This window comes from Hungatella sp. L36 (assembly GCF_014288035.1).
In genome coordinates this window covers 242,004-262,177 of sequence record NZ_JACOPC010000003.1, presented here as the reverse complement: position 1 = coordinate 262,177, position 20,174 = coordinate 242,004, and the positions used below count along the sequence as shown (strand labels likewise).

Annotated in this window: 26 protein-coding genes; all 26 read right to left on the bottom strand. The window is 49.8% G+C overall.

Annotation, left to right across the window (positions count from 1 at the left end):
• Window position 1: 1 nt before the first annotated feature.
• The 26 genes from H8S80_RS09980 to H8S80_RS09855 all read right to left on the bottom strand — a co-directional run bounded on the left by H8S80_RS09980 (window position 2) and on the right by H8S80_RS09855 (window position 20,165).
• Window positions 2-289 carry a hypothetical protein gene (locus H8S80_RS09980; RefSeq protein ID WP_117630702.1) on the bottom strand — a complete coding sequence of 96 codons (288 nt, stop codon included), beginning with the start codon at window positions 287-289 and terminating at the stop codon, window positions 2-4.
• A gap of 12 nt (window positions 290-301) precedes the next feature.
• Window positions 302-1,192: a capsid protein gene (locus H8S80_RS09975; RefSeq protein WP_117630701.1), complete on the bottom strand. Its 891-nt coding sequence runs from the start codon at window positions 1,190-1,192 to the stop codon at window positions 302-304.
• Between the two features lie 20 nt (window positions 1,193-1,212).
• Complete coding sequence (locus tag H8S80_RS09970) at window positions 1,213-1,830, bottom strand: hypothetical protein (protein WP_117630796.1); 618 nt, start codon at window positions 1,828-1,830, stop codon at window positions 1,213-1,215.
• Between the two features lie 198 nt (window positions 1,831-2,028).
• Window positions 2,029-2,352: a YjcQ family protein gene (locus H8S80_RS09965; protein ID WP_117630700.1), complete on the bottom strand. Its 324-nt coding sequence runs from the start codon at window positions 2,350-2,352 to the stop codon at window positions 2,029-2,031.
• A gap of 36 nt (window positions 2,353-2,388) precedes the next feature.
• Complete coding sequence (locus H8S80_RS09960) at window positions 2,389-2,562, bottom strand: hypothetical protein (protein ID WP_181987872.1); 174 nt, start codon at window positions 2,560-2,562, stop codon at window positions 2,389-2,391.
• A gap of 10 nt (window positions 2,563-2,572) precedes the next feature.
• Window positions 2,573-4,261 carry a phage minor capsid protein gene (locus H8S80_RS09955; protein WP_347561377.1) on the bottom strand — a complete coding sequence of 563 codons (1,689 nt, stop codon included), beginning with the start codon at window positions 4,259-4,261 and terminating at the stop codon, window positions 2,573-2,575.
• 150 nt (window positions 4,262-4,411) lie between these two features.
• Complete coding sequence (locus H8S80_RS09950; RefSeq protein ID WP_117630698.1) at window positions 4,412-6,001, bottom strand: capsid protein; 1,590 nt, start codon at window positions 5,999-6,001, stop codon at window positions 4,412-4,414.
• Window positions 5,998-7,239: a terminase large subunit domain-containing protein gene (locus tag H8S80_RS09945; protein ID WP_347561376.1), complete on the bottom strand. Its 1,242-nt coding sequence runs from the start codon at window positions 7,237-7,239 to the stop codon at window positions 5,998-6,000. Before H8S80_RS09945 ends, H8S80_RS09950 begins: the two co-directional genes overlap by 4 nt.
• Window positions 7,240-7,363: 124 nt before the next feature.
• Complete coding sequence (locus tag H8S80_RS09940; RefSeq protein ID WP_117630697.1) at window positions 7,364-7,873, bottom strand: terminase small subunit; 510 nt, start codon at window positions 7,871-7,873, stop codon at window positions 7,364-7,366.
• 202 nt (window positions 7,874-8,075) lie between these two features.
• A complete protein-coding gene (locus tag H8S80_RS09935) occupies window positions 8,076-8,543 on the bottom strand; it encodes a hypothetical protein (protein ID WP_117630696.1) in 468 nt (155 codons plus the stop codon).
• A gap of 5 nt (window positions 8,544-8,548) precedes the next feature.
• Window positions 8,549-8,923: a hypothetical protein gene (locus H8S80_RS09930; protein WP_117630695.1), complete on the bottom strand. Its 375-nt coding sequence runs from the start codon at window positions 8,921-8,923 to the stop codon at window positions 8,549-8,551.
• Entirely contained in the window at window positions 8,901-9,167 is a 267-nt protein-coding gene (locus tag H8S80_RS09925; RefSeq protein ID WP_117630694.1) for a hypothetical protein, read from the bottom strand. The genes H8S80_RS09930 and H8S80_RS09925 overlap by 23 nt, the downstream gene beginning before the upstream one ends.
• A 188-nt stretch (window positions 9,168-9,355) precedes the next feature.
• Window positions 9,356-9,613, bottom strand: a complete 258-nt coding sequence (locus H8S80_RS09920) for a hypothetical protein (protein WP_147338528.1) — start codon at window positions 9,611-9,613, stop codon at window positions 9,356-9,358.
• A 143-nt stretch (window positions 9,614-9,756) separates the two neighbouring features.
• Window positions 9,757-10,149 carry a hypothetical protein gene (locus tag H8S80_RS09915; RefSeq protein ID WP_117630691.1) on the bottom strand — a complete coding sequence of 131 codons (393 nt, stop codon included), beginning with the start codon at window positions 10,147-10,149 and terminating at the stop codon, window positions 9,757-9,759.
• A 20-nt stretch (window positions 10,150-10,169) separates the two neighbouring features.
• A complete protein-coding gene (locus H8S80_RS09910) occupies window positions 10,170-10,337 on the bottom strand; it encodes a hypothetical protein (protein ID WP_181987871.1) in 168 nt (55 codons plus the stop codon).
• Window positions 10,321-10,785, bottom strand: a complete 465-nt coding sequence (locus H8S80_RS09905; protein WP_117630690.1) for a hypothetical protein — start codon at window positions 10,783-10,785, stop codon at window positions 10,321-10,323. The genes H8S80_RS09910 and H8S80_RS09905 overlap by 17 nt, the downstream gene beginning before the upstream one ends.
• Window positions 10,782-12,161, bottom strand: coding sequence for an SNF2-related protein (locus tag H8S80_RS09900; protein WP_117630689.1), 1,380 nt, complete (start codon window positions 12,159-12,161; stop codon window positions 10,782-10,784). Before H8S80_RS09900 ends, H8S80_RS09905 begins: the two co-directional genes overlap by 4 nt.
• 29 nt (window positions 12,162-12,190) lie before the next feature.
• Window positions 12,191-12,526 (bottom strand): VRR-NUC domain-containing protein, encoded by a 336-nt coding sequence (locus H8S80_RS09895; protein WP_117630688.1) that lies wholly within the window; start codon window positions 12,524-12,526, stop codon window positions 12,191-12,193.
• A gap of 247 nt (window positions 12,527-12,773) precedes the next feature.
• A complete protein-coding gene (locus H8S80_RS09890; RefSeq protein WP_117630687.1) occupies window positions 12,774-15,164 on the bottom strand; it encodes a virulence-associated E family protein in 2,391 nt (796 codons plus the stop codon).
• 11 nt (window positions 15,165-15,175) lie between these two features.
• Window positions 15,176-17,146: a DNA polymerase gene (locus H8S80_RS09885; RefSeq protein WP_117630686.1), complete on the bottom strand. Its 1,971-nt coding sequence runs from the start codon at window positions 17,144-17,146 to the stop codon at window positions 15,176-15,178.
• 48 nt (window positions 17,147-17,194) lie between these two features.
• Window positions 17,195-17,869: a DUF2815 family protein gene (locus H8S80_RS09880; RefSeq protein WP_117630795.1), complete on the bottom strand. Its 675-nt coding sequence runs from the start codon at window positions 17,867-17,869 to the stop codon at window positions 17,195-17,197.
• Between the two features lie 77 nt (window positions 17,870-17,946).
• Complete coding sequence (locus H8S80_RS09875; protein WP_117630685.1) at window positions 17,947-19,140, bottom strand: DUF2800 domain-containing protein; 1,194 nt, start codon at window positions 19,138-19,140, stop codon at window positions 17,947-17,949.
• Window positions 19,140-19,502, bottom strand: a complete 363-nt coding sequence (locus H8S80_RS09870; RefSeq protein WP_117630684.1) for a hypothetical protein — start codon at window positions 19,500-19,502, stop codon at window positions 19,140-19,142. Before H8S80_RS09870 ends, H8S80_RS09875 begins: the two co-directional genes overlap by 1 nt.
• The gene (locus H8S80_RS09865) at window positions 19,499-19,720 is read right to left on the bottom strand and encodes a YdbC family protein (RefSeq protein WP_117630683.1); all 222 of its coding nucleotides are present in this window, start codon (window positions 19,718-19,720) and stop codon (window positions 19,499-19,501) included. Before H8S80_RS09865 ends, H8S80_RS09870 begins: the two co-directional genes overlap by 4 nt.
• 96 nt (window positions 19,721-19,816) lie before the next feature.
• The gene (locus tag H8S80_RS09860) at window positions 19,817-19,975 is read right to left on the bottom strand and encodes a hypothetical protein (RefSeq protein ID WP_181987870.1); all 159 of its coding nucleotides are present in this window, start codon (window positions 19,973-19,975) and stop codon (window positions 19,817-19,819) included.
• On the bottom strand, window positions 19,959-20,165 hold the full coding sequence (locus tag H8S80_RS09855) for a LysR family transcriptional regulator (RefSeq protein ID WP_117630682.1): 207 nt from the start codon (window positions 20,163-20,165) through the stop codon (window positions 19,959-19,961). Before H8S80_RS09855 ends, H8S80_RS09860 begins: the two co-directional genes overlap by 17 nt.
• Window positions 20,166-20,174 lie beyond the last annotated feature (9 nt).

Below are 20,174 nucleotides of genomic sequence, written 5' to 3'. Positions count from 1 at the left end.
ACTATTCACCAGCTTTCTTACCCGGCGCCTTCTGCTCCTGTTTCGCAGCCTTGAGTCCTGCAATTTCTTCTTTCAAGGCTTCTAATTCTTCGTACCGCTCAGCTGCTATTCCCTGCAGGCGTTCGATCTCCTTTACGGCTTTTGCGTGCTCCTCATATGGAACCGTCTTGCCGCGGCCATATGCAATTGTCTCGCCATCATCACCCAGAATATCAAAACCGCCGTCCTGGTAAAACTTCTGCTGTGATTCGTCAATCGTGTACTCCTTGTTTCCTTTAACCGCTCTCATCTTAGCTCCTCCTTACGCTCCGGCTGCCACATTCATGGCACAGCCTTCTACCTTTTTCTCCAACAGGAACAGATCGCCAAAGTTACGGTTCTGGTACAGATAGCCATCTGCGGTCCTGGAATCGGTTCCCGGAGTAAACAGCTTGATATAGCTGTACCTGTCGCGGCAAACCACACAGGATGTATGAATCAGGATCCAGTTGATCTGTTTCGCATCGGTCGCCGCCACACAGCCGGCTGTAAAGTCATACTTTGTCTTCATTCTGGCGGCCGGTACCATCTTAATAGAAACATTATCCAGACTGTGGACATTCCGGTTAATGGTGGAAGGAGACGTCACGGTCATAACCCGCTGAAGCCCCTCTGCCTCCTTAATGATCTTGTTCATGGCCGGAGTGACGTACAGCATTCTCCCCTCTTCCGGAACCCCTGCCTCGTCCATGCGTGCCATCTCCTCATCAAATGCCTCGAGGAAATTTGCGGCTGCTATCACATCGTTGCTGATCCGGCCGGAATATCCTGTAAGTTCTGCGTGGAGCTTGGAAAAACGGTAAGAATCCTTTTCCGGGATCGCCTGCTCCGTTTCAAAGGTATTCTGGATATTTGCCACTGATAAGGTAAGATTCGTTTCGTCGATGTCCATGGGATCAATCCAGAATTCCACATCTCTGTCGTGCTCCAGTTTTTTAGCCTCCCAGTCATTACTGAGGGTACCGGAGTTGAATCCCGGTGTCCTGGTATGATCCTTATACCCGGATACCGTCATTCTCGGGAGTTTAATGGTCTGGGCGTTAATAAACTTCACACTCTGATTGCTCTGTGTCAGTGCATCAGAGCACAGTTCTTTTGCATACTTCTGCTGGAGAAGCTGCGTAAAGGTTGTTGCATAATCGTATACTGCCATGTGTTAGTTCCTCTCTTTCTTTAAAGTCCGAATGCCTTCTTTAAGGCGTCGTCATTACTTGTTTGCTGTCCGGATCCTGAGGCACCTACCTGGATAAAACCGGTAGAACCTGCCGCCTGCGGTTTAAGCGCCGGCACGTCTTCCAGCACCTTATTGATCGCATTTTTCAGCGACTCATCATTGATCTTTCCGTCCTGCCCTGAGACCTGGCTTAAATCCGCCATCTTAAGGACATATGGAATTGTCTTTGCATCAAGCCCCAGACTGATCGCTGTAAGAGTAGCCTCTTTTTCAAGCATTGCCTTCTGGGCTATAGCCTGAGCCTGCGTGATCTGTGTCTGAAGAGCATTCACATCCGGCTGTTGGGCTGCTTTCTGCTGTTTGAATCCTGCAATCGCCTGCTTCATCTCTTCCTCAGACAAGCCCTGCTGTTTGAAATAGGCCTTCAGCGCCGTATCTTCTTTGGCTGCCAATGTTCCATCAAGCATCTGCTGGATCTTACTATAGTCAATCTGTGATGCCTGTGGACTGCCAGCGGCTGGTGGAGTCTGCTGACCCGCTCCTGCTGGTACTGATCCCGCGCCCGGATCTCCTCCCCCTGCCGGCTCTGCAAAAAATTGTAAATTCATCTTTTTCATCATGCTTCAATTACTCCTTTCCATTTTGAGGGTGTCACCCTTATTGCTGTTCATTGTCATCGGTATCGCCGGCCACGCAGATTTTTAAGCCTTGCTCGTGTTTGGGCATAAAAATAACACCCAGGGTAATCCTGCGTGTTAAATCAATTCTATTGCGATATCGCAATAAAATACCACCGGCCATTTACTGACTGGTGGTTATAAACCCGGTATTGTATCCTTTATTCCTTTTGCAAGGCTTGCCGCTTTCTTCATCAGGGTATTTTCTTCCAGATACTCAAGACCTTTTAAAGTAATCTCTGGTCTTGTTAATGACACTCTGGGGTATCCGCAGTCCATAGCATTCCATGTCTCTCCCCCTGTGATGTATCCTTCTTTCAACAACATCGCCATTATACGACTCCATTTCGGTACCGACAATTCAAGCCTTTCCGGAGACAAAATGTCAGCATCAATTTCCTCACAGTCCATTGATTTTTGCAGGATGCGAAGGATTTTATAAATCAAACGAAAATCATCCATCTTCCATATCACTCCTCTTCCCATAAACTGGCAATATTATTTACATCGTCCCCACGTTTCATTGACAAGTTCCCCATCTTTTTTACATTCTCTGATAACGCATTTTGACGCCTGTTTTTTATCAATTGGATTATTGTCATCATCGAAATAGTAGATTTCTGAATAATCGCCCCCGCTTGGTGTTTTCTCTTCGATTTTCTGATATTTCATGGTTCACCTCCTATATTCCCAAAATTAAATTTAAAAGAGATGCTCTGTTAGGAAAACTCTTCTTAAATGCTTCTGTATCTGCAACATATTCTGCTATACTTTCCGCAAAGTCTTCCGCTGGTGCATTTTCTCCATACGGTGTCGGAGATTTCTTTCCTGACTCTATTATATCTTTTTTCATAGACTCTGTCCACAAAACTTCTGAAGAAAAATGTTTTTCAGTCGACGCTATCTGCCTATCTATATAATGGCCGGACTCATGGCAATATGTTCTTACAACGTAGTCATCATTGTGGGGATAATCATGCCGATAAAATGTAATTTTATCTCCCCCGGTTGCATAGGAATGTGTGAAATTTTTGTACTTCTTCTTCCAATAACTATCCTGCGGGTTATAATAATCCACAAATTCAATTGTCTTTGGCCCCTGTTGTCGAATTGTTTCCGGAACATTTTGCCATAATTCAATTGCCTTTTCGGGAGTCATCATTTGCTTTGCAGAATTCATTTTTTCTGGAAAAACGAATTTTGTTCCATCCGGAGTCTCGTATATTGTAGCCTTTGCAGTTCTCTTGACACCACCACAGCCATCTGGAAGACCATAATCCTCTTTCGTAACGGCACAATCAATTCCACCGATTGATATCGGACATTGTTTTTTCCACGCCTCCGCCTTCTGCTGATATTGTTTCCGATTTTCATCATCCAACGAGTTGTCAGACAGCCTGTCAAACTTCTCGGTCTGCCGTTTCGCATACTGTTGTTTGGTCTCCTGCGTATTGGCCTGGCCGATGTCCTCCAACTCCTTCTCTGTCCATGAGTCATCAGCCGTGGAGATACCTGGGAAATAGGTTGTATGGCTGTCCTTACATCGTGGGTGGTATAAGCCAGCGGCTATGGCCTTGCTCATCAACGGATACGACCCATCGGATTTCTTCCCGCCGCTCCACACATCATCAATCAGAACTTTACCAACAAACGGCAGACACTTCGGGCAAGGATTCCCACGCTTTACCATAATAACAGTGGTAATTCCCCATTCCTGCCGCTTCTCTCCCTCTCCCTGCAAATACGCCCGCTTGCTGGCCGTCCTGATTGCCATGTCAGCGTAATCAGCCAGAGTATGGCGGGCTCCGTTTGCATACTCTACACATGTAAGACCACGGGACAACATATCCTTTGTAGCCATGTCCACGGCCTTCTCGTAAGTTCCGGCGCCGGTATTGGCATAGACCTGAGCGTTGTATATTACCTTCCGGTACTCATCATTAGCTTTCCTAAGGATTGCTGTCTCTGCCCGTTCCATATCGTTCGTGGTGGCTTCGATCAGGGCTTCCAGTTTCCGGTTGTTTAGACGGAAGAACTCTGCCGCGGTACCCTGGGAGACTTTATTTGCGCCGGTAAATCCATTCTTAATGGCGTTCAGGATCTGGATCTCTTGCTGCATATTCCCAGTCTGCCTTGCCTTGTAAAGGATTTCTCCAATCTGACCGTTGATATCCTTAAACTGCTTCCCGTAGCGCTTCTGATTGGCTTTCTTATACTTCTCCAGCGTTTTTAACTGTTCTGCCTGCCACATGCTCCACTGGATTCCCTCGTCATCTTCCCAAGCGCGATGACGGTCCATATTCCGGATCATGGAAGCAATCAGTTCGTCCTCGATCGCCTCGAAGGCGGCGCCGATATCATAATCCGCCAACAGCATCACCTCCCGTTTGCATATACTTTGAATCCCTGCGCCTTAAACTGCCGCGTTAGGTTTTTAAGCTGGGTAACGCTCGTACACTTATCGCAGCGCAACTCCGCATATCCCTGTTTCTCAATCGCGTAGATTCCGAAAGGGACCTGCTCACTTGCCGTCTGGAGTAAGCCCTGGTATTCCTTCTGGTTCATCTGGTACAGGTGGTTCATTACTTTGACCTTCATCTGGATTTCCTCCTTCCGTGTTGACCATGAAGCCACCGGCAGCCATATTCATGCCTAGTTCCTCAACTTCTGCGATTCCCTGCTCTGCCTTCAGGCGCTTTACTTCCTCTGCCTTCCACGCCTCGTCCTTGCTATCTCCCCACATCTCCTCCACCTGGGCCTCGATGCTCATAATACTGGCACCAGGGCGGGCCTTAGCCAGCGTCTCAACCTGACTCTCGAATGACGGATTCGCATACTCGCCAAACGGTATCTCGACCTTCACCTCTTCGATCGGTTGCCCCAACAGGATATGATAAGCATTGATGCAGAACGATATCACTTCCGGAAGTTCCTCCTGCAAGGCCTCCACAATGGCATTACGAGTATACAGGGTGGCCTTCTCTTTCTCCCTTTGTGCCTCGGCATTGTCCAGCTTCTTGACGTCAATACCGAGGGTGCTGGGACTGATGATCCCCTGCAAGCAAAGGTCTAAGGCTGTCACATAGCTGGCAAGGTAACTCTCGTGCGGGATATCTGGCTGCTCCGTTAGAATCTGGTTCTTTCCGCCTTCACCCATGTTGTCGTCGCCGGCAATGAACCGGTTATCAAATGCACTCGCCTTCAGCAGCTCCCCGGTTTCCGGATTTCGTGGAATATATGACTCTGGAATGTATGTCCTGGCCCTTCCTGCCCGGAGCGCGTCCATCCATTGCGACCAGGCCTCATCAAATGCATCGAAGCTGTCCAGTTTGCCGTCAAAAATAGAGCCGCCACGACCCTCGTATTTCGTGCTCTCATACACCTTGAGCGGCACTGCCAGGATCACCATCTCATCAAATTTCCAGTCGGATATATTCCGCGTGGCTTCGATGGTCTTCATGTCAACCTCGCGTTCTCCCTTATAGAGCTCATTCCGGATGTATCCATAACCATAATGCTCGTAGAGGACATACTGCTGACGATGGTCTATATATGGTGTTTTAAACACGACCTCTTTTAGCCGGCCGCGCTCCTGTATGATCTCGATCCGCTCCCCCGGATACCATTCCAGGATCGGGTACTGGCTTAAGTTTGTGTCGATCGTCACCTTGTAGGCGCCATCACCAATATACAATACTTCCTTAACAGATCGCTCCAGGGCCTTCCTGAACTTATTTTCTTTCTCTATCTCCTTCCAGAGTTGTTCCTGTGCCGGGCTCTCAAACTCAAAATCATTCATATCGGCCAACACAATCCCGGAGAGGATCCGCACGATCAGACCAGGGAGGCCCGTATGAATCTTCCGCATCTCCATGCCAGGTGTACATTTACTGGCCCAGAACTTATATTTATCTGCATACTCATTGACGCTCTGGTACATCTGTTCCAGTTCGTTACTGTCCCCGCGGTACCAGATCCGGTTTCGGATGGCATTAAGTTCAAAGTCCATTGTTTCCTGAATCTGTATGCTCTGCCCCATGGCCGGCTGGACATCAAGCCAGCTCCGGATCCCTCGTTTGATATTCTCATTCAATGTTGATAGCCACCTCATTTCTCTGCCTCCTCAAATCCTATAAGTCCTCTATATGGGATCCAGCCATACTGTGATGCATTAATCGTATGATCGTTACGGTCCTCGGGGAGATCCTTATCTTCCTGCCAACTGTACCGGTCCAGTTCTCCCAGGTGCTCTCTGCACGTATCTACAACCAGGTAACAGCCCTGCTGGATCCAGCCCAGCATAAACTTAATACGGTCCAGAATCTCAACTTTCTTATAGCTGTCGTTAAATGTGTACAGGCTACCATGAAGGCGCTTCCACTTCTTAAGCTCCATGATTGTCGCCTGATCCGCACAATCGATAAATACGTCCCTGGCAAGCCCCCATGCCTTCCGGTTGTGCTCCAGGAAGTCCAGGAACTTACCCACCGTATCCGATGGCGCCAGCGGCTGCGATAGGTCCGCATTACTGTATACCTTCTCATCCAGCACGATCACGCGCCGGTCCATGGTAGTCCCCTGGAAGATCATGGCGATGGTGTCAGGGGACTTGCTTGAGTAGGACGTATCCAGGCCGGCCGAAAACTTCTTAAATTTAATCTTACCAGCTGCGACCTGTGCCTTCACCCAGGCAACCGTGACCACATGCTTAGACCGCTCGAAGTTCGGGAAGATCAGCCCGGTTGCCCTGCCCCGCAGGCCCTGAATCTTATTCTTCCAGATCTTCGTTCCCTTCGGCGTGTTAGTCATGATCTGATCCAGTTTCTCCTTACTCAGACCTAAGTTGTGAGCAAAAGAAAAGAACCAATGCACCCAGCCGGGTTTCGGTTCCTCTCTCAATTCCTCTCTAATTTCCTGCGGAGTCTCTTCCTCCCATTCGGGCAGCGGCCGGGAGCAGTTGATATACTCCTTGTAGACGTCCAGCCCCGGATCATCGGGGTTAAGCGTCGCCATCATGTAATCGCAACGCATGGACGCTTCACGGATAAACTCAATGTCTGCCGTGTTAATCTCATCGATGTACAGACAGCCGTACTGGCCGCCGAGGGCCTTCTGCCATTTCGTCTTATCACCGTAGCCCATTACATAAATGACCTTGTCACCGCCGGACGTGTGGAAGAGGATATGCGGGATCTTATCGTCTTTGGATCCGTTGCCGTTGTACTCGGCCAGGATCCCGAAATCGTCTATAATTCCCAGATCCTTGTTGATGATGTTCTTCTCGGCGGTGCCGGTGTCTTTGGCCGCGATGATGTGCAGCTTCTTCGGACTCTCAGCCACCTTGAGCATGAACTTAAATAGACCGACTGTTGTCTTACCTGCATAGGTGGTTAAGTACCCTCAAGAAATTCGACGGGTGCATCACACCTAAGAAACGCTTTATACTTCTCTGACAAAAGTAATCGTTCAGAACTCATGAGGTAGCATCACCACCTCTCATCTGTCCGATCAGGTCGTCCAGCTTACTCTTTTCAGTATCGAGGCCGCCGGATAATTCAATCCTATCCTTGAACATTCCCAGGTGCTTCCCCAAGAGCTCCAAGGCTTTAAGCTTATCGGCCATTTTAATCTCACGCTCCAGGCCGTCCTCACCGAAGGTCTTAACCTTCACCGACTGGATCGCCGCTGTATCCTCCGGAAGAGCATCCTCCTTAACCGTTGCGGTCTTTGGGTCGATCACCTCTGCAGCGTTCACGAAGGCAATCTTCGCCAGTTCCTGAACCACCCGTTCAGCATTGACGCCAGTGCGCTTGGAGCGTTCGGCCATCGCGCGGTCTATTTGTGCACGAATAACAGGTTTTGACAGGTTTTCACTTCCAGTTTGCTGTGCCGTATCAGGACTGTACCCGGCACGGATAGCGGCCTGAGTGGCATTTAAGTCGATCAGGTACTCTTCTATGAATCTTTTCTGTTTCTGAGTCATTCAGGCTCACTTCCTTTCTGTTTTTGGGTAAAAGAAAACACCCATCTTTCGACAGGTGCTTCTTAGGGAGAAAACATGAATTATGAAGGATAAATCAGCCACCGACCGGTAAAAGCCGGCGGCCGTCAATTGGGGGAGGAAATCCGTTTTTCAGATCTTCCAGTTTAAAGTGTATCACAGAAAAACCGTCGGAACCGTCGTTTTAAACTTTTTCTAAAAATCTGTCATGTTTACATCTGCAACTATCCGCCGTATAGCTCCCTTTTCTCTTTGGGTACAGATAATTCATTCTGTGCGCTACCTGTACCCAGTTCAGATCTTCCACGTAATACAATGTCATTAAGTTTCTGATCTCAGCATCAGCAATCCCAGATATGTACTCCTCCACCCTCGTTGTGTCTTCTAAAAGTGCCTGCTCCTCTCGTGCCAGAATAAAATCCTGCTTTTTCAGCTCTGCTTTTACTTTACTGATTTCCGAGTAAGGAGTTCCGAATATTTTTACCGTCTGTAAAGGCTTTCTCCCTTTTCTGCCGCAAGCTACCGAATCAGCTACGGTATATCCCTTCTCATTTAGCTTGTTCAGGCGCCTCTGTTTCTTTTCCCGGTGCTCCTGTATCAGTCTTACCCTCGCAAGTCTGTCTGAGTATTGTTCCAGTACCTCTTTGTCCAACGGCCTCACCCCTTCCCTACCCGCGGCTTGTACGCACGTTCCCCATCTAGGTACTCTTCTTCCTTCCTCTGCTGGCCCAGAAGCTGCCGCATCCGATTCAGCGTGTCCCGGTTCTTCTGCTCCTCAAAGAACTTTACAATCCGCTCATTTCGCTTGACAATATCTTTGTTCTGCCTGCGGTATTTCCGACTCTGCTGAAGCTTCGTCGCTACCCGGTTCCGCTCAGACTTATCCACTGCAAATTCCATTGCATGAACCAGATCTTGCAGACGCCGGTCCTCTTCGTTCACATTTTCATAAGCTGCCTTGTATTCCTGGACACATTGGTCTATGAAATTCAAGAAATTCTCCAGTTCTTTAGCCGGACTGTTTTGCTCCAACGGCTCCACCTCCTCTTAACCATGCCAGTTTCTCGATCCTTACCCGATCCCATGTCTCAGCCCACCCTGGTTCAGTATCGTCCACTGCCTCAATCGTATACCGTCTTAAGAATCTGGCCCCGCTGGCCGCATAGGCCGAAACTCTTCTCAACGGGATCCCGATAAGCTGTGATACCTCATCAGCATAGTACTGACCCAGCAGGGCACCACGATCATATACTTCATACTTTTTGTTAAATGCCATGTTTGTTCCTCCTCCAGATCGGCGCCCGTAACTTTGGATCCGGACACGCCGGTGTGTAGCAGTAGGCTGGCTTGTCCATGGACCACGTTCTTTCAGGTGACTGATCTTTTAATAGGTCCTCATATTTCCTGTGCTTCGCCATCTCTTCTTTAAGGCTCAATAGATGGCCTCCCTTCATCGTTCAAATATCAGTTTAACTGATTTTTTAAATATTCTAAATTGCTACTCTGGTTATAGAAAAATCCATATCTGCATAGATTAAAAGAAACATAACAATCACATCCTTCGGTTCCCTGGTTGAATCCATTAAAATCTGCACCAACATAGAAACCACACAAAATAGTTGCTCCGACTATTTCACCATCATTATTTCTGAACCACCGCTTATCATAAACTGTATACTCATCACCAAATACAATTTTTAAAGCCGCTTCCAGTTCTTGCATATTTCTTTTTCCCTTGTAATATTCAAATTCCCAGTCGTCCTCACCATGATAACTCCAGCGAGGATGTCGAAAATAATTACTCAGAATTTCTTTTCTTTTATTAAATTCGGACGAAACCATAAGTCTCCTTTCTCTGCAAAATCTTAATTTTCTGTAAATTCTATAAGTGCATCGAAAATATTTTTCGATAGTTCGTAGTGCCTGCAACGTTTCGATTCATCTTTAATAATCAGATCGCCGGTAATCCCAAACAATACCGAAACGTCGTTCCGCTCCTGCTCGTTGGTACAACTCCCGTTTTTATTCCACACACAATTCGCACACTGTTTCTTCAGCTGAATTTTTCCGGCGGTGTGGTTTAGCTTACCAAGCATGCAATCACAGCCATCATCTTCGGTTTTTGACGGTATGTACCGGCTGCGTCCGGTACAATAGTCCACCTCATCGTATCCATCTCGGTACGTATACGTCCGGGTTTTCCCGCAATACGGACATAATTTTGTAAGCGTCTTCCGCTGTGGTCTGGTGCTATACATATCTTTACCCTCCTTAATCCTTAACCTACCACTACAGTCTCATTACAGGCCGGGCACGTTATTCGCTGCTCATACTCATTCATACCGGTCTGAACAGTTTTCAGATCATCTTCCTTGAACTCCAGCAACGCCCCGCACACCTCACATGTTACCCGGCGCTTCTCGCCGTACTTAATTACTTTCACCATTGTCTCCCCCTCGCTTGATGACCTCCACCAAAATGTCTATGATCTTCTGATATCGTTCTCTCATCTTCTTTGCCGTCTGGTATTCGCTCTTGCTGGCCGAAGCTTCTCGTTTGGCAAATGCCGCTTTTTCTCTGGCGGCCTTAAGGGCCTCCTTGTCCTGTGTGAATTCCACGTAACAGGGGCTTTTCATGTGTTCGTATTGCACTTCCAATTCCTTGTACTCAGTAAAGCAGTCCACATACCTTTCCGCCCAGTATTCTGCGCATCTGTGCTTCTCCGAGGCCTGGTCACGCAGCCATACAAGAATCTCCTTCCGGCGGCTATCATCTAAGCCAGATTCCCGCAGCATCTTAAACATCCTGCGGATCTGTGCCATGCCCGCCTCGGCGAAAAACTCCTCTGCACATATTTTCATATTCCCATTAGGGATACTAAACTCTATTATCAATTCCGGTACCTCCTTATCCTTGCTTTCAGACTCTCCATTACCCAGCTCTGCACGTCGTCTTTTCGTTTCAGGGCTTCCATGACGTCCTCATCGCGTGTGCCGCTGCAGATCAGGTGATGGATAATCACCTTTTCCTCCTGTCCCTGGCGGTGAAGGCGCTTATTTGCCTGGGTATATAACTCATAGTTCCATGTCAGGCCGAACCAGATCACGTGATTGCCTCCCTGCTGTAAGTTCAGGCCGTAGGCGCTGCTGGCGGGATGGGTAAGCAGGATATCGATCTTTCTGGCGTTCCAGTCGTCCTCATCCTGCGTGGTCTTAAGCTCCCTTATCCGCAGTCCCGTCTTTTCCAAAGCCTTCAGGATCCGTGTCCGGTCGTGCTGGAAATTATAGAAGACCAGGGCTGGTTTCCTCTGCAGGGATTCGATCAGCTCCATGAATGCCTCGATCTTGCAGTTATGGACTTTATGTACACTGTGGTCTTCGTCATATACGGCTCCGTTCGCCAGCTGCAGAAGCTTATTGCTCAGTGCCGCCGCACTGGTCACGCTGATCTCCTCCTCGTCCTCCGGCAGGGCCAGAACCATCTCACGTTCCATGTCGTAATAAGCTTTACCGGCCCTGCTGTCCAGCTCCACAGGGATCTCGTGATATGTGATATCCGGCAGCTGTAAGTAATCCTCTGCCTTCATGCTGATGCAGATATCGGAGATTCGTTCCAGGATACTTCCCTCACTCCCCGGCTTCACCTCGTAACTGTAGATCATGCCGTCAGCCCCGCGCTTGTCCGGCTGGAAGTACCGTTCACGGAACTGGGTATACCGTTTCCCGAGACGTTCCCCGCCGTCCAGTAAAAATACCTGAGCCCACAGATCATCAAGCCCGTTGGGGGAAGGAGTTCCAGTCAGCTCCACAAGCCGCTCGATGTATCCGCCCATACTCGCCAATGCCTTAAACCGCTTTGCGCTGTGGCTCTTAAAGCTGCTGGACTCGTCAACCACCACCATGTCAAACGGCCACGCATTCCGGTAATAGTCCACCAGCCACACTACGTTCTCGCGGTTGATGATATAGAGATCAGCTGGCGTGTTAAGCGCCCGGATCCGCTTCGCTTGGCTTCCCAGTACCGGAGATACCCGAAGCATTTTCGTATGATCCCACTTCGCGGCCTCCTTCGTCCAGGTTCCTTCTGCTACTTTCTTCGGGGCAATGATTAAAACTCTGCGGACCTGAAAACGATTATACTTAAGCTCCTTGACAGCCGTCAGCGTGGTGACTGTCTTGCCTAGCCCCATATCTAAAAATAAGCCCAGCTTTTTGGTTTTCAGAATCTGCTCGATGCAGTGCTGCTGATAGGCATGTGGCTTAAATATCATGCGGCATCACCTCCTCCCGGTAAATAATTTTAATCATCGTCATTTTCACACAACTGGGGCTTTTCCCAGTACCATCTCAGTGTCATTCTCAGCTTACAGTCCTCCAGGAAATCCCTGACCTGCGACTCCCCGTACAGGACTTTAACGTCCTGTTTCAGATCCTGCAGGCGGTTAATCTGTACCCTCTGTAGTGCTGAAAGCTGTCCTTTCTCTGTTTTCAATTCCACGAACATTGGTCGTAATCCCGGCAGGATTACAATCCGGTCTGGCACGCCATCGTTACCGGGGCTAACCCACTTATAGGCCCGGCCGCCCAGTTTCTTCACTTCACTTACCAGTATCTTCTCAATGTCTTTTTCCAGCATTGCAACTTTCCTCCTCGCGTGTGTACGTGATATACGTATCAGGCGTCACAGGCTATACACGTATTTACCTATTCTCTCTATTTCTACTACTCTATATAGAATTGGTTTACATAGTTTACACATCTTAGTATTTGTTGTAGTTACGGGGTTTTTCCGCAAACCTTCTATGTAAACATCGTGTAAACCCGTAAACTTTCCCCGCAAACTTAGAATGTTTACGGTAAACTTCCTGATTTTTAAGTATGGTTTACACTCTTTCAAATCCTTTTTGAGTTCCGTACGGGCCATATCTGCGGACATTTTTATTCCGCTTCCAGCCTTTTAGTCCTGACAAAATATTGTTGATTTCCGTGCTATCTGCCCGTTTCAGATACTTTGGTTCGCCTCCGAAGCACTCCACCCAGATTTCCACAGCACAGGTTTTTTCACGTGGTACGAGCTCTACATCACCTACTCCGCCTCCGGCCAGGAACATTTTTCTTGCGGGTATATCCATCTGATCCCAGTTTTTCGGTACCGGCTTTGCCAGATATTCTGAAATCAGCCCTTCTTTTCCGGATGTCTCCCGGTGGCTTTCCTGCTGTTCATAAGCCATATCTTCAATATCCTTCGTAAGATGCAGCTGTTCGCCCAGTGCCCAGTACATATATGCTTCTGCCCATATCTGATCCACTTCTTCCGGCAGATCGTTCCATATGGACTTTATCGCCGGATGTACTCCCACGTCTACGGGCCAGAACCGGCGGTTCCCCGTGGTATCTTTTAAAAATTCCCGGTCATTGGACGTACCAAAGAACACGCAGCGCCGCGGGTGCCGTTCCGTCCTGCGGCCGTATGCGGCCCTGTAGATATCTTCCCTTTTGCTTAAAAACTGCTTAACAGCTGACGTCTCCTGCTTTGACATGGCCGTAAGTTCTCCCACTTCGTTGATCCATGTACCCTGTATCAGCTCTGCGGCCTCCTTGCCCTCAAATGACGTCAGGCTGTCGGAGAACCATTCTTTTCCCAGCATTGCGAGAAACGTACTTTTTCCGATTCCCTGTGGCCCCGTAAAGATCGGCATGTAATCATACTTCACGCCGCCCTCGATGGCTCTCGCAACAGCGGCACACAGGGATTTCCGCATCACGGCCCTGGTATAAGCAGTATCCTCTGCCCCTAAGTACACTGACAGCAGAGTATCCACCCGTTTCACACCGTCCCATTTGAGGCTCTTTAAATACCGCTTTACATCATTAATCATGTTCTGTCCTCCTACTATTGCAAGCGCGTCGTCCAGCTTGTCGCGCGCTGTGATCCCGTAATAAGTTTCCATGTACCAGAAGAATCCTGAATCATCCGGATCTATCCACTGTCGTTTTTCCTCCGACTTATTCCACGGCAGTGTCCCAAGTATGAGCCCCCGTCCGGCGAACTCGTCCGTTACTATTTTTCCTTTCAGCAGAGGGTCATTCTGCAACACGATAATAATATTGTTTACCGTCTTCTGATAGTTTCCATTTCCGTCCACGGCCAGGTGCCCAATCCAACTTAAATCCTCCTGTCTAGCCCTTTCTGTGGGCTCCGCAAAGGCCGCCACAGCCGCCTCGTGCTTCTCTTTGGCTATCAGATCAGCTACGGCCTTATCGTCCATTGCAAGCCTGCTCATGGCTACAAATGACGGCAGCTTGTTGACAGGTGTCCCCTCCTTCGCCTCGTTGTCACGGTCTCCGTACATATGGAGCCGGACCAGATCGAAGGCATTGACCAGCTGATTACAGCATGGGTCGTGGGAGTGGTGGGAGTACAGGAACAGATCCCCGTCATAGATAATCGCCCCACCCGTTGTCTCTCCTCCGGTGTAGGTATACCGGCCGGACGAGGCCGTCTCCTCATACATTCCCGGGATAAACTGATCCATGGCCTGTGTGATGCTGTACGTCCGGCAAAATGCGCCGATCACGCCCCGTTTGGTCGTGGGATCCTCCTGTTTCGCCAGCCGGCGGCGCTCCACCGCTTCCGTTCCCGGAACCTGCGGCCACTGGCTGATATCTCTCCAGTCACCATACATGCCCAGCAGACCGTCCACGCTGCAGAAGAGGTTATCGTACACCTCACACATATACTGGCTGTCAATGCAGCACGACGGCCAGTACATCAGCCTGTTGACTTCGAAGGTTGTCGGATCGCAAAATTCAATACCGATCAGGGAAGCCAGCTTGCGCGCTGCAGGTTCGTATTCGTCTGCTGTAGCTGTCCGGTCCGTTGGGACGATCACGCGGAACCTGGGAGCATATCCGGCATGTTTTCGGGTGCTGTAAACAACTGCAGCACACCCGAGGCCGTTCACGCGCCGCAGGACATCGTCTGCCTGCCCCGCAGGGATATTATCCAGATCCAGTGTTAAAAGATCCCGGCCTTCCGCGCATTCCGGTTTCCGGCGATCTCCGGTAAACGTACCGCCCACAAAGCCGCCCACATCTTTTAGTTCGTCCTGTCTGGCCTTCGGCAGCGCGAGATACTGTTCCAGGGTCTCCGTCCCCCGGATGGGAGTTTTTAATTTTTCGGTAAACTCGGACCACATGATCTCACACCGCGGCCAGTGCGTTGACTTCCGGCTCCCCGCTGTGCTGATCTGCAGCTTCCTGTTATTCTGCAAGTTCTCCCCTCCTAATCCTTCATATAATACTGACTTTCAAACCCGGCGCCTTTCAGCACCAGTCCCGGCGCCCACGGGATCGGCTCCGCCATCAGACCGCAGATCTCTTCCACCGTCGTCTCCATGGGAGCGTCGATGATAACCTCGTCATGTACGTGGAACACCACCTGCAGGCCCTTAGCTGCGATCCTCTCCAGCGTCACCACCAGGCAGTCTCTGGCAATGGCCTGGACGATGTTCTCGACCATCTTTCCACCGTAAGTGCTCGTGACCTCCCACTTCCGTGTCTGCTGGCCTACCGTGTAATAATGGACAGCCATCTTCTCAAAACGGTTCTCCTTGAGAAACGGTTTTGGGTAAAAGAGTTTCCGGCCGCTCGGGAGCCGCACGGTAAGAAAAGACTGTCCATAGATCAGATCCCCTTCCAGTGCAAAGATCAGCCCGTTGATTCCCTGTGGCTGCGCCGTCTCCATAACTGCAAGAGCTGCGTTCTCGATTGCATACCATAAGCCCTTAATCCGGGGATTTGCCTGTCTCCACCGCTGAACAATGTCCGGCAGTTCCTCTTCCGTCAGGCCCATCTGCAGGGCACCCATGGCAATCAGCGCCGAAGTACCGCCCTGATATCCCAGGGCCAGTGTTGCAACCTTGCCTTTCTGCCGCAGGCTGTACTCCGGGTTTCCTTTTGCAATCCGTTCCACAGGCACGCCGAACATCTGGGACGCCGTCGCTTCGTAGATCTTCCCGTGGGTGGCAAATACCTCATTCACCCACTGCTCCCCGGCCAGCCATGCGATCACCCGCGCTTCGATGGCGCTGAAATCCGCTACCACGAACTTATGGCCGGAGGAAGGGATAAACGCGGTCCGGATCAGCTGGGAAAGCGTATCCGGTACGTTGCCGTAAAGGATCTTCACACCGTCATAATTCTTAGCCTTGACGAGGTTGCGGGCATAGTCGAGGGTCTTAAGATAGTTACGCGGAAGGTTCTGCATCTGCACCAGGCGGCCGGCCCATCGGCCGGTCCTGTTCGCTCCGTAATACTGCGTAAGACCCCTTACCCGGTCCCCTTCCCCGCAGGCGGTGTCCATTGCCACATACTTCTTGATGGAGGTCTTCCCTAACTGCTGGCGGATCTCTAACATGCGCTGTACCTTTTCCGGATTAATACCGTCCAGAAGCTCTGACACCGTCTCTTTTCTTAAGTTATCCGTTTCCGTCCCGTTGTCCTGCAGCCATTTAACCAGCTGCGCCGTGCTGTTCGGATTTGATAATCCAGTCAGCCTCACAGCCTCATCAGTCAGCCGTTGTGCGCTGATCTGATCAATGTACAGGGCTCCTTCGATAAGCTCCGTATCCACCCGGACACCATAGGCATTCATCAGGACATCCATCTGCCAGAGCCGTTCTTCCTCCTCCGGCATCGGAAACAAGTCCAGCCGTTTCAGAATCTCATGCTCCGTGACTACGTCCTGACAGCAGTACTCTTTAAACAGATTCCACTTGTCCGTGTCATGCCATGGCTGATTCCAGATCCGGCCGCCATTGGTTTTTGTCGGCTTACATGGTACACAGAAGTACCGGATCAGGGCCCTGCCTGTCGTCAGTTTCTGTTTATCCTGTGGGAGGCCGATCGCTTTGCCTGTCGCGTCCAGTCCGGCAGTATAGCCGCAGTACAGGCCGTGGGCCATGGTACAGCGCCACTGGTCGATCGGAGTCTCATATCCTGCTCGGTTAAGGCAGTACCACTCAAATGCTGCATTATAGGCGTGTTTGATAACGTCTGGATTGTCAAGCATCTCTGCAATTTCAATTGGGATTTCCTCCCCGTTTTTAAGGTCTATGACTTCCACAGAGTAATCATCCAGCTGGTAAGCGAACAGAAGGATCTCAAAATCTGGAGACTGAGCGTACTTGTAGGCCCCTGCCTTGCCGATATCCACGCTGCTCCTTGTCTCGATATCAATACTAAGATGATGCATATAGGTTCCTCCCTGTCAGGTTGAGGGGCCTTGCGGCCCCTCTTAAAATTAATATGGAAGCCCGTTAATCGGGTTAATACGCTGTGCCGATGGCTGTGTGTACTGAGGCTGTGGTGCATAACCGGCGGCTCCCGGAGTTGCGGGCATGGCCGCCCCGTACTGCGGTGTAGCTGACTGGACTCCGAAGGCTTGTGCCGCACTCGGCGCACTGCCTCCCAGTGCCTCCCCGTCTCTTGTCTTCATGACCGGCCCTAGGCCTTTTCCGCAGCCGATTCCCTTCTTGCCACCGAAAGAGTATGGGTAGAAGGATACATTTACACGGCCATACATGCCACTGTAGACCTCAGACTGGTTGATGATCGGGTTTCCCATACTGTCTACGACCTCTGGCCGATAATCCACACTTGCTCCTGCAGTAAATACCCAGTGGCCTTTGCATTCGGGTCCAAACGGCATACCATCAGATGGCTTTACTCCATCACCATCATAAACAGGTGTCGGAATAATTGGAGGGCATGTTCCACCCCACTTATCACTTATGCCTATTTGCTTTGCCGCTTCAATCGCTGCGTTAATCCTCGCCATAGTATTCACATCTGTTTTCGGTACAAGAACGGTCACACTATATTTTTCTTCCTGCCCTGGTTCATTCGCATAGGGCTTGAACAGGTGCACATAAGATAATCTCACTTCTCCAGTTGTTACTCTTGTTAAATCATTCATAGTAAAATTCCTTTCTATTCTTTGTATTTGTTTTTCTTCTTCATAAAATCTGTCAAATTCATAATCATCAAAGTAACTCATACCTGGTCCTCTTTAAATGCTTCAGCCGCGGTTACTTTATTTGTGATTGCCGGTCTCTTATCCGATGATTCCACCAGGGCCGGCTTCCCTGGCTTCCATACAACGTACTCACCTACAGCGTCAGCAAAATCCTTCTTCCCGACTGTCGTCTCCACCTGGGCAAGTGACAGCGGCTTTCTTTCCCACAGTACGGCTTCCTCAGCTACACCGCTCTTAACAAGCGTTTCAAAAGCTTTGTCCATGTCTGTCCACTCTCGTCCACCACGTCCGGACACTGCCTTCCAGCCAGGAACCTCTTTTCCGGCCAGACACTCCTTAAGAGCATAGTCCTTTAAAGCTTCAAGCCATTTTGCTACATCGATCCCCTTCCGCAGGTAGTCTCCTGCCTCTGCATTAGAGATAAGCGGCGGGAGTTTTCCCAGATTGTCCGAAAATGCCAGTTTCACATTTTCATCGGCCCTTGCCCGACACTGTCCCCTCGCCCGGCAGTACTTACAGGTCTCCGGTCCGGGAGCATACTCCCCCTCTCCTTTAATTGCAAGTTCCGCGCGGCCCTTTGCGTACCGGCCAAACGCCAGTACTTCCTCCAGTGGGCACTCCCATTCGGAGATACCGTCTGTGAGCCGTGGCTGCACGATAGACATCCGGATCGTCTCGATCGGATACAGGATTTTATACATCTCGTAAGCTCCCAGAGCGTATAAAGCAAGCTGGGGATTACCCTCTGCCTCCACTCGTCCATTGGGACTCTTTCCATATTTAAAGTCAATGACGTGCAGCACGTTGCCGCAGATCAGGATACAGTCCGCGGTCCCAAACCCATCAGGGACATATACAGAGAAATCAACCCTCTTTTCGATTGCCACATAAGGAGTGCTTTTCATGGCCAGTGCAACACCTTTTATGTAATCAAGGTATTCTTCTGTGTAGCCCATCATCTCATCCTGCCACGGCTTCTCTTTCTTAAGCTTATTGATGGCTGCCGTCAGTTTGCGTTTTCCAAACTCTACGCTGTAAAAGTAATTCCGTACCTTCAGCTCCGCAAGTTCATGGGCCAGCGTCCCCTCCTCAGCCGCTTCCGATGTAGTATCTGGAAATGGCTCCTCCAACCGGGCGCTCGGTGTACAATACAGCCACCGGTGCGCCCCAGATGCACTTAATAATGCATGATCTCTCTCAGCATGTCCCATCAGATCGGAGCCCCCAGTCCTCTAAGTGCTGTGGCAAACGCCCCGTACTGTTCCGGAGGCAGCTGTGTTAATGCCTCCGTGCCGAACTGCGCCAGAAGGTTAATCAGATCGCCCTGCCTGCCGGAGTCCATAAGGGTCATGGCCGCCCTTGCCAGATCGTCAGCGGTATAGGAAGGAGCTGCCGTCTGTACAGGTGCCTGCTGTACTGGAGGCGGTGTTACTGGGGCCATCTGCTGTACAGGTGGCGTTGTTGCTGGAGCAGCCTGCTGTACTGGCGGCTTGTCCTTAGTTTCGACCGTCGAAACTAAATTCCTTGCAAACCCCATCATGTCCTCAAAATCTTTAAATTCAACTGTAATCATAGATTAAATCCTCCTAATTCATTTTTTAATATGATCAGCTCGTCCTTTGTGAGCGTGATTCCTTTTGACATCTGTGACCGATCCTCGTTCCAGCTACGGAGATCGTATTTCGGTTCATGATCTCCCCATTTCACCAGATTTAGTTCCTTGTGATACTTTCCATCTCCCGGAAACTCGATCAGGGTTTCCAGAATCTCGCATTTCAGTTCTTTTGCCATCTTGCACTCCGTTTCTCCCTCTGTTATAATGAGGGTGTAAAATTGTTAGTAGTTACTTTGATTCCCGGACGGCTCCACCCGTCTGGGTTTCTTTTTTTACAACACACATGCCCGTAATAGTAGATACCCTATGTAGGCACAGGCCCCCGCTCCAGCCAGATCAAAGATCCCAACCAGCAGCCATTCCACCCAGTCGATCAGTGGCGGCCGGCTGTCGTCCTCGAAGTCGTCGAGGTTGTCAATGTACTTCTGCATTCTGTATCACCTCACTTTCAAGCATCAAACCAGTGCGTTCACAAAAATACTTTCTTGAAACTCTACCGCGCCTAGTAATAAAGCCTTTGGCTTCCAGTTCATCATTAAGTGTCTTGATGATGTTGTATCCCATGCTCTCTGAGCAATCCATGATCTCGGCCACTTCTGCGGCGGTTATCATTGCGCTCATGGTTTTCGC

What these genes read in the sequence shown, in the direction of transcription:
- H8S80_RS09960 (WP_181987872.1), bottom strand. Translation starts at nt 2,562, where the DNA reads ATGAAATATCAGAAAATCGAAGAGAAAACACCAAGCGGGGGCGATTAT.
- H8S80_RS09855 (WP_117630682.1), bottom strand. Translation starts at nt 20,165, where the DNA reads ATGAGCGCAATGATAACCGCCGCAGAAGTGGCCGAGATCATGGATTGC.
- H8S80_RS09945 (WP_347561376.1), bottom strand. Translation starts at nt 7,239, where the DNA reads ATGCTCAAGGTGGCTGAGAGTCCGAAGAAGCTGCACATCATCGCGGCC.
- H8S80_RS09875 (WP_117630685.1), bottom strand. Translation starts at nt 19,140, where the DNA reads ATGGGACATGCTGAGAGAGATCATGCATTATTAAGTGCATCTGGGGCG.
- H8S80_RS09900 (WP_117630689.1), bottom strand. Translation starts at nt 12,161, where the DNA reads ATGATATTTAAGCCACATGCCTATCAGCAGCACTGCATCGAGCAGATT.
- H8S80_RS09885 (WP_117630686.1), bottom strand. Translation starts at nt 17,146, where the DNA reads ATGCATCATCTTAGTATTGATATCGAGACAAGGAGCAGCGTGGATATC.
- H8S80_RS09980 (WP_117630702.1), bottom strand. Translation starts at nt 289, where the DNA reads ATGAGAGCGGTTAAAGGAAACAAGGAGTACACGATTGACGAATCACAG.
- H8S80_RS09975 (WP_117630701.1), bottom strand. Translation starts at nt 1,192, where the DNA reads ATGGCAGTATACGATTATGCAACAACCTTTACGCAGCTTCTCCAGCAG.
- H8S80_RS09910 (WP_181987871.1), bottom strand. Translation starts at nt 10,337, where the DNA reads ATGGTGAAAGTAATTAAGTACGGCGAGAAGCGCCGGGTAACATGTGAG.
- H8S80_RS09870 (WP_117630684.1), bottom strand. Translation starts at nt 19,502, where the DNA reads ATGATTACAGTTGAATTTAAAGATTTTGAGGACATGATGGGGTTTGCA.
- H8S80_RS09965 (WP_117630700.1), bottom strand. Translation starts at nt 2,352, where the DNA reads ATGGATGATTTTCGTTTGATTTATAAAATCCTTCGCATCCTGCAAAAA.
- H8S80_RS09925 (WP_117630694.1), bottom strand. Translation starts at nt 9,167, where the DNA reads ATGGCATTTAACAAAAAGTATGAAGTATATGATCGTGGTGCCCTGCTG.
- H8S80_RS09920 (WP_147338528.1), bottom strand. Translation starts at nt 9,613, where the DNA reads ATGCAAGAACTGGAAGCGGCTTTAAAAATTGTATTTGGTGATGAGTAT.
- H8S80_RS09915 (WP_117630691.1), bottom strand. Translation starts at nt 10,149, where the DNA reads ATGTATAGCACCAGACCACAGCGGAAGACGCTTACAAAATTATGTCCG.
- H8S80_RS09895 (WP_117630688.1), bottom strand. Translation starts at nt 12,526, where the DNA reads ATGCTGGAAAAAGACATTGAGAAGATACTGGTAAGTGAAGTGAAGAAA.
- H8S80_RS09950 (WP_117630698.1), bottom strand. Translation starts at nt 6,001, where the DNA reads ATGAGGTGGCTATCAACATTGAATGAGAATATCAAACGAGGGATCCGG.
- H8S80_RS09880 (WP_117630795.1), bottom strand. Translation starts at nt 17,869, where the DNA reads ATGAATGATTTAACAAGAGTAACAACTGGAGAAGTGAGATTATCTTAT.
- H8S80_RS09865 (WP_117630683.1), bottom strand. Translation starts at nt 19,720, where the DNA reads ATGGCAAAAGAACTGAAATGCGAGATTCTGGAAACCCTGATCGAGTTT.
- H8S80_RS09860 (WP_181987870.1), bottom strand. Translation starts at nt 19,975, where the DNA reads ATGCAGAAGTACATTGACAACCTCGACGACTTCGAGGACGACAGCCGG.
- H8S80_RS09940 (WP_117630697.1), bottom strand. Translation starts at nt 7,873, where the DNA reads ATGACTCAGAAACAGAAAAGATTCATAGAAGAGTACCTGATCGACTTA.
- H8S80_RS09970 (WP_117630796.1), bottom strand. Translation starts at nt 1,830, where the DNA reads ATGAAAAAGATGAATTTACAATTTTTTGCAGAGCCGGCAGGGGGAGGA.